Origin of the sequence: Bosea sp. NBC_00550, assembly GCF_026020075.1 — a bacterium.
Classification (GTDB): Bacteria; Pseudomonadota; Alphaproteobacteria; order Rhizobiales; family Beijerinckiaceae; genus Allobosea.
The window spans coordinates 643,518-658,165 of the sequence record NZ_CP102772.1 but is presented as its reverse complement, the minus strand read 5'-3'; the positions used below and the strand labels follow the sequence as shown (position 1 = coordinate 658,165).

General features: G+C 65.3%; 12 protein-coding genes and 1 pseudogene. 12 read left to right on the top strand and 1 reads right to left on the bottom strand.

Features of this window, described 5'->3' with window-relative positions:
- Positions 1–27 precede the first annotated feature (27 nt).
- The 4 genes from NWE53_RS03170 to NWE53_RS03155 all read left to right on the top strand — a co-directional run bounded on the left by NWE53_RS03170 (position 28) and on the right by NWE53_RS03155 (position 4,341).
- On the top strand, positions 28–1,287 hold the full coding sequence (locus NWE53_RS03170; RefSeq protein ID WP_265052934.1) for a hypothetical protein: 1,260 nt from the start codon (positions 28–30) through the stop codon (positions 1,285–1,287).
- Complete coding sequence (locus NWE53_RS03165) at positions 1,284–2,402, top strand: TniB family NTP-binding protein (RefSeq protein ID WP_265052933.1); 1,119 nt, start codon at positions 1,284–1,286, stop codon at positions 2,400–2,402. The genes NWE53_RS03170 and NWE53_RS03165 overlap by 4 nt, the downstream gene beginning before the upstream one ends.
- Before the next feature lie 845 nt (positions 2,403–3,247).
- The gene (locus NWE53_RS03160; RefSeq protein ID WP_265052932.1) at positions 3,248–3,865 is read left to right on the top strand and encodes a hypothetical protein; all 618 of its coding nucleotides are present in this window, start codon (positions 3,248–3,250) and stop codon (positions 3,863–3,865) included.
- A 20-nt stretch (positions 3,866–3,885) separates the two neighbouring features.
- On the top strand, positions 3,886–4,341 hold the full coding sequence (locus NWE53_RS03155) for a hypothetical protein (RefSeq protein ID WP_265052931.1): 456 nt from the start codon (positions 3,886–3,888) through the stop codon (positions 4,339–4,341).
- Positions 4,342–4,736: 395 nt separating this feature from the next.
- On the opposite strand, the gene NWE53_RS03150 is transcribed toward NWE53_RS03155, so the two are convergent.
- A complete protein-coding gene (locus tag NWE53_RS03150; protein ID WP_265052930.1) occupies positions 4,737–5,750 on the bottom strand; it encodes a helix-turn-helix transcriptional regulator in 1,014 nt (337 codons plus the stop codon).
- Between the two features lie 270 nt (positions 5,751–6,020).
- On the opposite strand from NWE53_RS03150, the gene NWE53_RS03145 reads away from it, so the two are divergent.
- From NWE53_RS03145 to NWE53_RS03110, 8 genes and pseudogenes are all read left to right on the top strand, one after another.
- The gene (locus NWE53_RS03145; RefSeq protein ID WP_265052929.1) at positions 6,021–8,291 is read left to right on the top strand and encodes a TonB-dependent receptor; all 2,271 of its coding nucleotides are present in this window, start codon (positions 6,021–6,023) and stop codon (positions 8,289–8,291) included.
- A 15-nt stretch (positions 8,292–8,306) separates the two neighbouring features.
- Positions 8,307–8,684, top strand: a complete 378-nt coding sequence (locus tag NWE53_RS03140; protein ID WP_265052928.1) for a hypothetical protein — start codon at positions 8,307–8,309, stop codon at positions 8,682–8,684.
- Entirely contained in the window at positions 8,681–9,940 is a 1,260-nt protein-coding gene (locus tag NWE53_RS03135; RefSeq protein WP_265052927.1) for an MFS transporter, read from the top strand. The genes NWE53_RS03140 and NWE53_RS03135 overlap by 4 nt, the downstream gene beginning before the upstream one ends.
- Positions 9,941–9,988: 48 nt before the next feature.
- On the top strand, positions 9,989–11,434 hold the full coding sequence (locus tag NWE53_RS03130; RefSeq protein ID WP_265052926.1) for a phospholipase D-like domain-containing protein: 1,446 nt from the start codon (positions 9,989–9,991) through the stop codon (positions 11,432–11,434).
- Positions 11,435–11,523: 89 nt separating this feature from the next.
- Positions 11,524–12,330: pseudogene (locus NWE53_RS03125) on the top strand (endonuclease/exonuclease/phosphatase family protein); the annotation flags it as partial.
- Positions 12,331–12,657: 327 nt separating this feature from the next.
- Positions 12,658–13,221, top strand: coding sequence for a chromate transporter (locus tag NWE53_RS03120; RefSeq protein ID WP_265052925.1), 564 nt, complete (start codon positions 12,658–12,660; stop codon positions 13,219–13,221).
- Positions 13,222–13,228: 7 nt separating this feature from the next.
- Positions 13,229–13,765 carry a chromate transporter gene (locus NWE53_RS03115; RefSeq protein ID WP_265052924.1) on the top strand — a complete coding sequence of 179 codons (537 nt, stop codon included), beginning with the start codon at positions 13,229–13,231 and terminating at the stop codon, positions 13,763–13,765.
- 116 nt (positions 13,766–13,881) lie between these two features.
- Positions 13,882–14,589 (top strand): GntR family transcriptional regulator, encoded by a 708-nt coding sequence (locus NWE53_RS03110; protein WP_442864943.1) that lies wholly within the window; start codon positions 13,882–13,884, stop codon positions 14,587–14,589.
- Positions 14,590–14,648 lie beyond the last annotated feature (59 nt).

The following is a 14,648-nucleotide window of genomic DNA, read 5'->3' as shown; positions in this document are numbered from 1 at the left end:
GAGCGCATCGAGATCGATGGATGGCGCGTGAGCCTGCAAACTCTGCTCATCAAGGCTCGGTTATGGAAACAGCTCGATGTCGTGACCAGGCAAAAAGTCGAGACTGCTCGCCCTTGGCTGATATTGGCGCTTGATCGGGCATCGCGCATCGTTCTGGCCATGCGCCTCGTCGACCAGATCAATTCCGACGAGGCGATCGCCACCATTCGCATGATCTTCGCCGACAAAACCCGTCTCCTTGAAGGCACTGGCGCGGTTTCTGATTGGTCGATGGCCACTGGAATCGGCACCCTCGCCTACGACCGCGGTAGCGAATTCGCGGCTTTTGAAACGACCCGGGCTGTGACCGGGACTGGCGGGAGCCCCTCCCATACGCCGAAAGGGATGCCCTGGTTCCGCGGAGCCGGCGAGCGCATCTTCCTCACCGTAGAGCGGCGCTTCATGGGCCACTTTGCCGGACGCACCTTCTCGAACGTCGTCGAGCGCGGCGACTACCCGTCCGAAAGAAAGGCGAACATCGCCTTGGACGTGCTGGCGCGGATGCTCGTACGCCATGTCGTCGACGACTACCACAACCGTCCACACCAAGGGCTCGGCGGCGAAACCCCGCTCAATGCCTGGAACCGCCTGGTGAAGCTCACTGGGAGGATCCCGTTGCCGGACACAAACATGCAGCGCCACATTTTCGGGATCGAACACATTGCCACGCTCGACAAGTCCGGCGTCGAGCTCCTCGGTTTGCGTTTTGCAAGCAAGGACATCCATAGGCGGTTCTTGCAGGTCGGCGAAAGCGAGGTCCGCGTCAAGCTCGACCCGGCAGATATCGGCTGCATCTCGCTCCAGTTCGGCAACGAGTGGTTCAACGTCCCCAACGTCAAGCGGGACCTGAGAGGCGTTTCGCTGCGCGCCTGGATCGACACCGCTACCGCACTGGGCGCACGCTTCAAGAAAGAGGCGGAGCTGTCGCGTCAGATCGTTCTCGACGCACTGCGTGACAACGAAGCGCTGGCCCGCGAATACCAGCGCGAGGCCGGCATCTCCGAGGAGCTGGAGACGCCTGCCGAAGTGGAGCGCGCCATCAGGCATATGGGCTTGTCCTTCCGGCTGCCGTCCTGGGACGAGGACACCCCCGTCAACGATCCCAACTACGATCTGCTCGACGACGTCATCCCGGTCTCCGGTGCCGCCGACATGATAGCAGGCCCGGTGGAGACCCAGCCGACTGACGAGTCACCCGACGAGGCCGCCTCCTGGCAGATGGGCGATCGCAAGGAGGGTACGCCATGACGCTCCCGGCCGATCGCTCGACCCAGGTTCTGCAGAACCTCCTGACCGCGCTCCCACAAGAGGAGCGCGACCAGATCGCGCTGATGGAGCGCGTCAAGTCACGCGTCCTGCGAACGCATGATCGCGATGGCGTAGCCAACGCCGCCTTCACCTTCCTGCTTCGCGATCTCGTGACGCGCGTCGATCCCACGCGCCCGCTCGGCCCCGGCAACCGGATGGAAACCCGCGCGCTCGTCGTCACGGGCCGGACGGGCGCCGGCAAGAGCTCGCTCCTCTCCCGGATGTTCGCCAACCATCCGGGCTTCACCGGCTACGGCATCCCGCACTCGCAATGCCCTGCGATCACGATCGGAACCCCCTCCCCGTGCACGCCGAAAGCCCTCGGCCTCGAAATCCTGCGCGCCCTTGGCTACCCCATGTCCGCGAGCCGAACCCAAGCCTACATCTTCTCCATGGTGCGCGAGCGGTTGCAGCAGAGAGGCATCCTCGCCCTGCACCTCGACGAGGTGCACAACGTCTTGGAGAACGCCAGCGAGCGTGACGTCCGCGAGATCCGCAAGGTGTTCAAGACCTTCATGGCCTCGGATGCCTGGCCGGTCGTGCTGGTCCTGTCTGGCTTGCCGCAGATCGCCAGCTTCTTTGAAGGCTTGGCGGAGACAGACGACGATGGGCAGACTCGCGCCGACACCAAAGGCGAAGTGCGCAGGCGCAGCCAGTTCATCCACCTGCGGTCTCTGAGCCTGCCTGGCGACATCGCAATGGTGTTCGCAGCGCTCCAGGACATCGCGTCCGTTACCGGCCTCAGCTTCGCGACAAACATCAAGAGCGAGGTCGTTCCCAGGCTTATTCATGCCGGAATGCTTGAGCTCGGCACGACATTGCAGCTGACCCACGAAGCTATCGGCAATGCAATCGCGGCGAACGCACAGCAGCTAAATATCCAGCACTTCGCCCGCGCCTACCAGGCTCGCACCGGATGCGCCGACAGTGTGAACCCCTTCATCGCAATCCGTTGGGAGGCGCTCGACTGCACCCTGGTGCTCAAGAAAACCCAGGCCGAGGCGGAGGCAGCAAGCCACGCCCTCGAACTCAGGAACGCGAGGAAATTGCGATGAGACTCTTTCCCACCACTCCCTTCATCCCCGCCGAAACGCCGGCCAGCTTTGCCTCGCGCCTTGCCATCGTGAACAGCGTAATGCTCAGCAGTTTCTGCAGGGATTTCCAACTCGGGCAAGGGAGCTGACCCGCGGCACCACCCAGAGCCTGGAGCGTCTGTCCGAGCTCACCGGTGTCGATCCAGGAATGCTCATGCAAGCTACATGGCGAGCCGAGCACCCATTCGCGTATTTCCGCGGCACGCCTTCGGCACCAAGGACCGTGACGCCGAAGGTTCGCGGGCATGCATCCAGTGCCTCCTTGATGATCATGCGGCCGACCCTAGCGGCGCCTGCATCTGCTTTCGCGGCGAGTGGAGGATCTCGTGCCTGCACACCTGCGAAGTCCACAACGCCCCCATCGTCACGTTGCCAAAAACCGCCCGGCAGTTGAGATGGGATTTCGTTGCACGCGTCCTCGCGCAGAGGAACGGGTTGATCGTTCCATCGCTGAGACGCGCTCCGTCGGGTTTGGAAACCTACGTCCGCTCGCGGGTGAACGGAGTGTCCCAAGAGCCAAACTGGCTTGATGCTCTTCCTGTGCGAGCAGCGGTCGCAAGCTGCAACGCAATCGGTGCAACGGCTGTATTCGGTGGCGAACATAACCGCGACCTGCTGACCGAGGCCCACTGGTGGGAGGCCGGCGGCAAAGGATTTGAGATCATATCCGGTGGCGCTGACGCTATCGCGGCATTCCTGAGGGATCATCAAGTGCCGACTCATGGCTCGCTGCACCTGTGGCTTTGCAGCGCTAAGCCAGCGAGCCCGTCTACGATCCCTTTCGAGATATCTTGACGGATCATTTCGTGGACACCGTCGCCTTCCACCGGAATGCTAGGATGTTTGGGAAGCCGCTTCCCGCCCGAGAGATTCACTCTGTCGTGACGGCCGCCGAAGAATTCGGGATTTTTCCCAAATTCATTCGCCGCATCGTGCTCGCCAGGCTGCCCGAAGCCGAAGTGGAACAGGAAAAGGCTGACGGCGAACTGACGTTCAAGGCGGCCGACTTCGCTGACGAATTCCGCAGGCTCGCATCAGCCCTGCTAGTGCGAGACCTTCCCAACTATGCCGGATGCAAGCCGATGACCGCGCAAACCCTGGTCAGAAAAGGCTTCATCAAGCCGATCCTAGCCCCCAACGGCGATCGCCTCGGCATTCTGCGTTTCGCGCGCGAGGACGTCGATGCGTTCCTGGGACGACTGTCTGCTTGCGCCGAGATCGTGCAAGAAGCACCTCAGGGCGCGCTTCCCATTGCAATCTCGCCAGCGAATGTTCCATGCACCGTCGACGTTGTGATCAACCTCATTCTGAATGAGGAACTGTCCTGGTTGCGCCGCATCGAAGGCGCCATGGTTTCGACGGACTCCTCATCGACGCCAGCGAGGTTCGCAAGAAGGCCTTCGGCCCTGCGCCCGGAAACCTAACCTTCCATCAGGCTTTCCATATGATGGGCGTGGGCGGGGGTGCGTTTCACCGGCTCGTCAGGGCGGGTCTGATCGAACTGCTGCCGATCACCCAGCCAGGCAATCGCCCAGCGACGCCGCACATCACCTTCGAGGAAGTCATCAGGTTCCGAAACAAATATGCCTCCCTCTCCGATGCAAGCAAGCAGCTCTCGATGAACCCTCGGCACATCAAGTCGGCGCTGGACGCGGCCGGGATCCATGCCCTGGACCTTGGACTCGTCCCCCTCCGGCTGTACGAGCGCAAGCATATCGCGCGCGTATTTCCGTCCGTCATGGAGAACATCGGGAGGCCCGAAATCCTCCCACGGACGCCGCGTACCAGGGCGTGGCTCGGAACCTCGCTGCCAAACGACGGCGAGCCTTCCGCTCAGCGCAAGAGGAATTTGGCGATCTCGGCGACCGGAGAACAGGGTTCGGGTGAGCCCTCGGGTTAGAATGCGTCGGGCCGCTACGCGGCAACCCCCGCCCCCACCCATGAGTTTGCGGCGGTCGATCTAATCTTGCTCAACGCCGATAGCCCGCCCGGAACGCGGCGCGCTCAATCGCAGATCTAAAAATTCTTCCACTGGCGAAACCGTAATCGGCCCCGAGCAACTCCCTGCTCGGGGCCGATTGCGTTGTGCGTCCGCGCGATGTTTTTCGTCCTGTTTCAAGCCGGTTTTGCCGGCCTGGGGCTGCATTTCGTAGCCAGAATGCCGACAGACTATGACTTCAAATGCCGACAGACCTTCTGCAGCGTCGAAATTAGACATCAACAATATCAGATACTTACAAAGGCTCCTGCCGACAAACTATGCGTTTCGCACACCCTGCCAGATGGTGACGCGGATCAGGCTTCCACCTCTCCGTTCACGGCCTGCGCCCGGACCTGTGAGGGCTGGCGGCCGAAGCGCTTGCGGAAGCAGCGATTGAAATAGGAGAGATCGCCGAAGCCGACCTCGTAGGCGACGGCACTGATGGTCAGCCCCGCCCCATCGGCGGTGACGAGGCGGTGCCAGGCGCGGTCGAGCCGGCGCTCCAGCACATAGTCCGAAAAGGTCCTGCCCTCGCCTTCGAACAGCTTCTGGACGACTCGCGCGCTGACGCCGTGCAGGGTCGCGATCATCTCGACGCCGAGATCGCGCCGATCGAGCCTGGCCTCGATATCGGCCTTGATCGCGGCGAGGCGACCGGCCCGCCGATCTGTCGCGGCGACCGGCGCGGAGGATTCCAGGTCGGATAGCGCGGCCCCGACCAGAGCATGGACATGGGCCTTGGCCAGCGCCTGAAGCTCGGCCGAGTTCAGCGGCAGCAGGCCGCGCAGCAGCAAGGCGCCGTAATGCGCCAGCGCCTGCAGCCCCGGATTGGAGCGCGGGATGACGCGCATCAGCGCTGCCGGCTCCTCGCCGAGAAGCGGCAGCAAGCCTGCGTCGAGTTCGATCACATCGATGCGGCCGGGCTGGGCCAGCACGAACTCGGCCGGGTTGTCCAAGGCAAGCGCCGCCGCCTCGCGCGGCCGCAGCGCAATCCGCCTCTCGCCCTGGCGGATGACCACGCGTCCTTCGGCCGGCCGCACGAGGATATGGCGCGGGCCCTCCCCGCCCCGCCCCGGCGACGACCAGATCCAGTGCGAGGCCGGGGCGAAGCAGGAGCGCAAGCCGATATCGGGGCGCGTGGTCAGCACGCAGCGCGCATCGAAGAGCAAGGTCAGGTCGGGAGCCGTGGCCTCGCGGGCTGCATTGCGGCCGAGGATGCGCCGCGACAGCGTGCTCGCCTCGTCGCGCCCGACATCGGCCGAAATCAGCCGGAACGGCACGAAGCTCGCCGTTTCCGGCGACTCATCCGGCCCGGAGCGTGGCAGCACGGTCACATCTCCCGTTTTCGACACCGGATTCGTCTCAGTCCTATGGCGCGTTCGCAGAAGTCCAAGCTTAGACCTCAGCAATATCGATACAGCAACAACTGAAACAGATCACGAGACTTTGCGAATCCCTTCTCGCAATGGAACAGCCCTACTTTACTATAATTCTAAAAAGCGAATTCTGAGACACTCCAAGTAAATGCTCTTCGAACGGCTTCGACGCCTCTGCTCAAGACATGAGCAGAGGCGCAGCCGGCACCGCCAGGTAAAACCATGACCCGATCGATCCGCCTCGCCACGAGCTTCATTGCCCTCCTCGCCTCCTCCATGGCGGTGGCGCAGGTTTCGCCGCAGTCCGCGTCGCGCCCCGCTACGCCTGCCGCGGCCGCGCCCCAGGCGAACGTGATCGATCTCGACACCATCACCGTCACCGCCGCGCGCGCCGAGCGCAGCACGGCCGAGATACCGCAGTCGATCCAGGTCATCGACCGCGGCGAGATCGAGGAGCAGCTCAAGTTCAGCCCCAACGCCGCCACGGCGCTGGGCAAGCTGGTGCCGGGCTACTCAATGTCGACGCAGACGGTCTCTAGCGCCTCGGAAAACTATCGCGGCCGCGATCTGCTGGTGATGATCGACGGCGTACCGATGAACACGCCGCTGCGCGACGTCTCGCGCATCCTGTCGCTGATCGATCTCAACACGGTTGATCGCATCGAGGTCGTCGCCGGCGCCTCCAGCCTCTACGGCGCGGGCGCGACGGGCGGCACGGTCAACTTCATCACGAAGAAGGCCGCCGAGGGAAAGCCGCGCGTGACGGTCAACTCGGCCATCCGCGCCTTCACCCAGAACATCGGCCGTTCGCTGGCGCCGGAGGCTTCGGTGACGGTCTCCGGCAAGGTGCCTGATGGGATCGACTACTTGTTCTCCGGGCAGATCCGCGGCGCCGGGCGCACCTATGACGGCTCCGGGCGTGAATTGCCCTCGGACGGGCTGCTCGGACAGGGTGGCGGCGACCGCTACAAGGCCGGCAATCTGCTCGCCAAGCTCGGCTACGACTTCGCCGGGGGCAAGCGCATCGAGCTCAATGCTTCCTGGATCGGCTTCGACCAGGACCCGAAATACCTGACGAACTACGCCGCCCCGTTCGCACGGCCGGACCGGACACAGCTCTATAACGGACAGAGCGTTCTGGAAGACACCAAGTCGATCTCGCTGCGCTACAGCGACGCCGATTTCGCGCTCGGCAAGCTCAGCGTGCTCGGCTACTACAACGACATCAAGAAGCGCTTCAATTACTCGACCTTCTCCTACCCTTACAATTCTCAGGTCTACTATTCCTTCAACCCGCTCTCGCCGACGAGCCGGGACAACCAGACGACGCTCTATTCGCAGCGCGGCGGCGTCAACGTCACCATCGACACCTCGCTGGATCGCTTGCTGCCCGGCGCCAAGCTGACCTGGGGCGGCGATCTCATCCAGGAGAAGACCTGGCAGACCCTGACCAGCGGGCAGGACGTCTTCACGCCGCTGCAGCAGACGACGGCCGCCGGCTTCGGCCAGCTCCAGATCCCGATCGGCGACCGTGTCGTGCTGCGCGGCGGCCTGCGCTACGAGCACTTCTCGCTCTCGGTCAGCGACTATACCCGCCCGGCCGCCTATGCCGCCGTCGCCGCGAACAATGCGCTGGGCTACCAGTCCTTCGTGCTGCCGGCCCTGCGCGTCCTCGGCGGCGATTTCGACTATTCGGCGCTCACAGCCAATATCGGCGCGACGATCAAGCTTAGCGAAACCAGCGAGATCTTCGGCGGCTTCTCGCAGGGCTTCGCGCTGCCCGATGTCGGCGCCTTCACGCGCCGCGCCGGCATCTCGACGCAATATGCATGCCCCGTACAGCTGCCGAACTGCCTGCCGGCCAACCGGCAGACCATCAGCTACTCCTCGATCGCGCCCCAAGCGCAGATCGTGAACAACTACGAGCTCGGCATCCGCGGCAGCTATGACCGCTTCAAGGGCTCGCTGACCGGCTATATCAGCACCTCCGACGAAGGCGTCACCTTCGACCCCGTCTCCAACACCATGTCGCAGCAGAAGGAGCGGATCTGGGGCGTCGAGGCGACCGGCGACGTCACGGTCACCGAGGCCTTCACCATGGGTACCGTGCTGTCCTATCGCGAGGGCCGCTACGACACCAATGCCGACGGCAAGCTCGACAGCAACCTGCCCAACAACCGCATCGGCTCGCCCTGGCGCGGCATGCTCTATGGCAGCTACCGCTTCGTGAACGGCATGCAGCTGCGCGTCGAGGGCGAGGCCTTCTCCGACCGCGACGTCGCGATCGACCTGCGCGGCACGCGCTACAAGCTGAAGGGCGCCGCCACGATGAACGCCGCGCTGACCGCGCCGGTCTGGGATGGCGAGGCCTATGTCGCCGTCAACAACCTGTTCGACCGCAACTACCAGAATCCGACCGCGACCTCGGTCCGCAATCTCGCGAACTACAGCTGGGGCCGGACCGTCACCGTCGGCTTCCGCAAGACCTTCTGAGGGCAGCGCGACAGCATGGTCAGCCTCGATATCGACGCCGATGCCGTGGTGACGCTGCGCTTCATGCCGCCCTACCAGCCGGCAGACGAGCGCGCCTATCTCGACGCGCTCCACCGCATCGGAGAGCGGGAGGAGCCCTATACGCTGCTGACGATCTTCGGCGGCGGGCGGGCGCTCTCGCAAGCCGGCGAGCGTGAGCAGGCGCTCTGGTTCAAGGCGACGCGGGAGCGGGTCTCGCGCTTCTGCCGCGCCTGCGCCATCGTACGCCCCGACGCCAGCGAGAAGACGGCCGAGGTGTTCCGCCGGCTCTGGCCCTTCCCGATCGTCGCCGAGCGCGAAGAGGCGGCCGGCCGCGCCTTCCTGCTCGGCCATTACAGCGGAACGAGGTCATGAGCAGCGCGACGGAGCCGGTTCGGGTGCAGGCCACGGCCGCGCCAATGCAGCGTTACCGGCTCTTCGCCGTGCTGGGCGGGCTCTATCTCGCGCAGGCGATCCCGTCCTATCTCTTCGTCGCGGCGCTGCCGCCGATCATGCGCGAGCTGGGCGTCTCGCGCACCGCGATCGGCGCGATGAGCATCCTGCTGCTGCCGCTGGTGATCAAGTTCCTCTGGGCGCCCTGGGTCGACCGCATCCGCCCCTTCGCGCGGGCGCATCGCGCAGGCTGGGTCTTCATCACCCAGAGCCTGACGATCCTCGCCATCCTCGCGCTGATCACGGTGGGGCCGACACAGGTCGACGCCATCATCGCGATCGGCTTCGTCGCCTCGCTGCTGATCTCGACGCAGGACATCGCGACCGACGGTTATGCGGCGAAATATCTGCCGGAAGCCGACCGCGCCGTCGGCAACGCCATCCAGGGCGGCTCGGTGGCGTTCGGCGTCGTCATCGGCGGCACGCTCGGCCTCGTGCTCTATCATCATATCGGCTGGACTGGGATGCTGGTGACCATCGCCGCAATCTCGCTGCTGCCGCTCGTCGCGGCGGCGATGATGCGGGAGGACGATCCGGTGCCGGGCGCCGCGGCCGCGCCCCGTCCCTCGATCCGCGCCTTCCTGAAGCGGCCGGAAGCGCGGCAGATCCTCTGGATCGCCCTGACTTATCGGGCCAGCGAAGGCTTGGTGAAGGCGATGGAGGGCGCCTATCTCGTCGATGCCGGCATTCCGCTCGACCAGATCGGCTATCTCTCCGGTCTGTCGGCCACCACGGCGGGGCTCGCCGGCTCGGCCATCGCCGCCTGGATGGTGAAGCGGCAGGGCCTTTCCTTCGTACTCGCCCTGCTCGGCGGCCTGCGGACGCTGTGCTTCGCGCTGTTCACCGCCCACGCGCTCGGCGCCGTCGTCGGGGTCTGGCCGCTTTTCGGCGCCGCCGGCTTCCAGACGCTCATCCGCTACATGGAGATCGTCGCGCTCTATTCGCTGTTCATGGCGGTGACGACCTCGGAGCAGCCCGGCACCGATTTCACCATCCTCGCCTGCGCCCAGTTGCTGGTCTATCTCGCCGGCTCGATGCTGGCCGGCAAGCTCGCCGATGTGATGGGCTACGGCTTCCTGTTCGGGCTCGCAACCGCGATCTCGGCCATTGCCGTGATCGCGACGATCAGGATGCTGGCGCAGGCTAGGATCATGCGCCCGGCCGCAGAAACCGCCTGAGGCGACAGGCCATGGCGGAGAGCCTCTCGGCACGCTAGCCTCGCTGGCATGTGGGGGATTCTCCAAGCCTATTGGCCGCATATCCTCGGCGTCATCTCGATCGTGATGGCGAGCATCGCCAGCGCGCATGCCGTGATGACGAAGGACGAGGTGCGCGCCGCGATCGGCTGGGTCGGCGTCATCATCCTGTCGCCGATCATCGGGCCGCTGATCTATGCCATCGCCGGAGTGAACCGCATCCGCCGCGCCACGATCCTGGCGCAGCGCCCCGGCCATGGCACGGCCGCGACCCATTTCCACGCCAGCGACGACGACATCGCGACGCGGTTCGGCCGACGCTTCACCGCGCTCAGGACATTGGGCGATCGGGTTGCCCGCCACCCGCTGACATCAGGCAACAGCATCGAAACGCTGCGCACCGGCGACGAGGCCTATGGAGCGATGCTCGCGGCCATCGAGGGCGCGGGGCGCAGCATCATCCTCGAAAGCTACATCTTCGACCGCGATCCGATCGGCCTGCGCATCGCCGACGCGCTGATCGCCGCCCATCGGCGCGGCGTCGCGGTGCGGGTGCTGATCGACGCGGTCGGCGCGCGCTACTCGGTGCCGAGCATCGCCGGGCATCTGCGCGAGGGCGGCGTCGCGGTCGACGTGTTCAACGGCAACATCATCATGGGTCTGCGGCTGCCCTACGCCAATCTGCGGACGCACCGGAAGATCATCGTCGTCGACGGCGCCACCGCCTTCATGGGCGGGATGAACATCCGCCAGGGCTTCACCCGCGAATTCGCCGGCGATGCCTACGCCCACGACACGCATTTCAGGCTGACCGGTCCCGTCGTCGCCAATCTCTTCGCCATCGCGGCGGAAGACTGGTCCTTTGCCGCCGGCGAAATCCTGGAAGGACCAGCATGGGACATTACGCCTGCAGCTGCGGGCGAAACCTCCGTGCTGATGCGGGCCGTGCCGTCGGGCCCGGACTCCTATCTGGAGACCAATCACAAGCTGTTGATGGGGGCGCTGTCGGTGGCGCGCCGCTCGGTGCGGATCATGTCGCCCTATTTCCTGCCGGACCAGGAGCTGATCAGCGCGATCGTCACCGCGGCGAGACGCGGCGTGGACATCGACATCGTCGTTCCCTCCGTCAACAATCTGGTGCTGGTCGACCGGGCCATGACCGCGCAGTTCGACCAGATCCTCAAGAGCTACTGCCGGATCTGGCGCTCGACCGGGGCGTTCGACCATTCCAAGCTCTTCGTCATCGACGGCAGCTGGGCCTATGTCGGCTCCTCCAACCTCGACCCCCGCTCGCTCAGGCTGAACTTCGAGATCGACATCGAGGTGCTCGACCATGATTTCGCCGGCGCGATCGACGATCGCATCGAGGCGGTGATGGCTGAGGCGACGCCGGTCGAGCTTGCCGCCCTGCGCGCCCGGCCCTATGTCATGCGTCTGATGGACAGGCTGATCTGGCTCGGCTCTCCCTACCTTTGAGCCGCCACGGTCACATCCCTGACGCGATGGATACCCAGGCTTCGACCCCGTTCGATTCGAATGGGTCCGGAGCCTCAACCGGCAGAGCGATGCAGAAGAAGAGCCCGAGCCTGCGCGCCAGCATCATCGCCTCGCTCCGCCAGCGGAAGAGCCGGCCCGATGCGACCGGGCCTGGCGAACGGCCGGCTGGCACGCTGGTCGCCTCCTACAACGTCCATAAATGCGTCGGCGTCGACGGCCGTTTCGATCCCGGCCGGATCGCGCAGGTGATCCGCGAGATCGCGCCCGACGTCATTGCGCTGCAGGAGGCCGATAAGCGCTTCGGCGCCCGGCACGGCCTGCTCGATCTCGCCCGACTCAAGGAGGAGACGGGCCTCGTCCCCGTCCCGATCGAAAGCGCCAATGCGGCGGCGCATGGCTGGCACGGCAATGTCGTGCTGTTCCGGCAGGGGCTGATACGCGACGTCCACCAGGTCGCGCTGCCCGGCCTCGAGCCGCGCGGCGCGCTCGTCGTCGACATCGACCTGGAGAGCGGCACCGAGCTGCGGATCGTCGCCGCCCATCTCGGCCTGCTGCGCCGCTCGCGCTCCCAGCAGGCGCGCATGCTCATCGAGATCATGAGAAGCCGTGACGAGCGCCCCACGCTGCTGCTCGGCGACCTCAACGAATGGCGGCTCGGCGAGCGCTCGGCCCTGAAGGAATTCGGCCCGGCCTTCGGCACGCTGCCGATGCCGGTGCCGAGCTTTCCATCGGGCATGCCGCTGCTGGCTCTCGACCGGATCATCGCCAACCGCCCCGAAATCCTCTCGGACGTCGCCGTCCACGACACGCCGCTCGCCCGCATCGCTTCCGACCACCTGCCGATCAAGGCCTTCGTCGATCCCGCCCTTGCCGGGCTTTCCATATCCGGCACGGAATTCGAAACTGTGGGGGTAGAGCATGCCGGCAGCAGCATCGGTTTCCGCAACGGCGAGGCACGGCATACCCCCGATGCTCCCCTGCTGATCCCCGCCCTTCCCGATGGCAGCGAACGCAGCAACCGGGAACTCGTTCGCAAGGCCGGCGCGCGGCTGAGGCGCGCCGTGAAGCGGACATTGCGGCGGCCGGATACTCCGCCTCGCTAAGGCCTTCTCAGCAGCCTCCGGGCGTCGCGTCATGGCGCACATGCATTGCGACGCTGGCCACATCCGACAAAGCCTGCTTTCTGGCGTCGTAGCTGCCAGATGGCTTGGAATCATATGCCGGATGCCTTGGCCGAGCGCCCGAGCGCGCCGCAACTCTTCCTGATCTTCGCGCGGATCGGGCTGACCAGCTTTGGCGGCGGCCTCAGCGGCTGGCTGCTGCGGGAATTCGTGCAGCGGCGCCGGCTGATGAGCGAGGAGGATTTCCTCAACGGCCTCTCGATCGCGCAGGCCCTGCCCGGCGTCAACGTCACCAACATGGCGATCTGGATCGGCTACAAGCTCGGTGGGCGCAACGGGGCGATCGCCTGCTGGCTCGGCATCGTCGTGCCCGCCGCCTTTGTCATCGTGCTGATCGGCGCCGTCTTCTCCGCGCTCGGTGGCTACGACCTCACCCATGTCGCGCTGGACGGCGCAGCCTCGGCGGCGATCGGGCTCTCGCTGGCCATGGGGCTGACTGCGGCGCGGCGCGTGCCGCGCCGAGCCTTCCCGCTCGCGATCATGGCCGCGACCTTCGTGGCCGTCGCCGTCCTGCAATGGCCGCTGCTCTGGACCGTGCTCGGCGCCGGCTCGCTCAGCGTCGCCGTGACGTATTACGGGAGCTGAGCGCCGGATGCCGACCTTGCCGCTCAGCATCCTGCTGGTCTTCCTGCCGCTCTCACTGGTGACGATCGGCGGCGGCCAGAGCGCCATCGCCGACATGCATCGCCAGATCGTCGACGTGCATCACTGGATGAGCGCCTCGCAATTCGTCGACGCCTTCGCGATTGCCCGGCTGGCGCCAGGGCCGGGCTCGCTGCTGGCGACGCTGATCGGCTGGCAGATCGCCGGCTTCTGGGGTGCGCTCGCCGCGACGGTCGGCATCTTCGGTCCGACGGCCTTCCTGATCTACGGCGTCGCCCATATCTGGTCGCGCTATGAAGGCGCCCGGCTGCTGCGTGCATTGGAAAAGGGGCTGCGCCCCGTCGCGGCCGGGATGATCCTCGCCGCCAGCTACGTCCTCATCCAGTCGCTCGACAGCGGCTGGATCGGGCGCGGCATCGCACTCGTCTCGACCGCGCTGCTGATGCTGACACCGGTCAACCCTTTGCTGCTGATCGCCGGTGGCGCCGGCAGCTTCATCGGGCTGCATATGCTGGCCTTGATCTGAGCAGGCCTTGATCCGAGCACCCGGCCGGCAGGCTCACGACCATCACCTCCGGCACTTCGGAAAATTTGCCCGCCTTCTGCCGCTTCAGTATCCCTGTTGTCGACAAGAGGTGTGCGATGAAGACGATGACGGTCACCGGCGCTGTGACGGAACGCAAGCGCGGCTCCGGGGTGAAGCTCGTCTACGACCTGCTGCGCGATGAAATCCTCGATCTGGTGCTGCCGCCGGGCAGCCCGATCGACGAGGTGCAGCTCGCCGAGCGTTTCAAGATGTCGCGCACCCCTATCCGCGAGGCGCTGGTGCGGCTCGCCAGCGAAGGGCTGATCGTCACCCTGCCCAATCGCTCGACGATGGTGTCGAACCTCGACTTCCTGAACCTGTCGCCCTTCTTCGACGCGCTGATGCTGATGTACCGGGTGACGACGCAGCTCGCCGCCCAGAACCATCGCCCGGAGGATCTGGACGCGATCCGGGCGAAGCAGGCGGAGTTCGCCGCGGCCGTGAAGGCGCAGGACGCGCTGGCGATGATCGCCACGAACGCAGCCTTCCATTCGGCGATCGCCGAGGCCGGCCGCAACCCTTATTTCAACAGCCTCTTCAGCCGCCTGCTCGACGAAGGGCGGCGGTTCCTGCGGCTCTACTACCAATCCTATGACGACCGGCTCCCGCAGCAATTCGTCGACGAGCATGAGGCGATGATCGCCGCGATCCTGGCGCGCGACACCGTGGCGGCCGAGCGCCTCGGCAAGGCTCACGCCGACCAGATCGTCCAGCAAATCCAGAAGCTCATGATCGGCGACGAGCGGCTGGAGATCGCCCTCTGAAAATCCAGGTCCAATCTTGTCGACAAATAATATGCAATGTGCGATAGAGATTTCGAGGA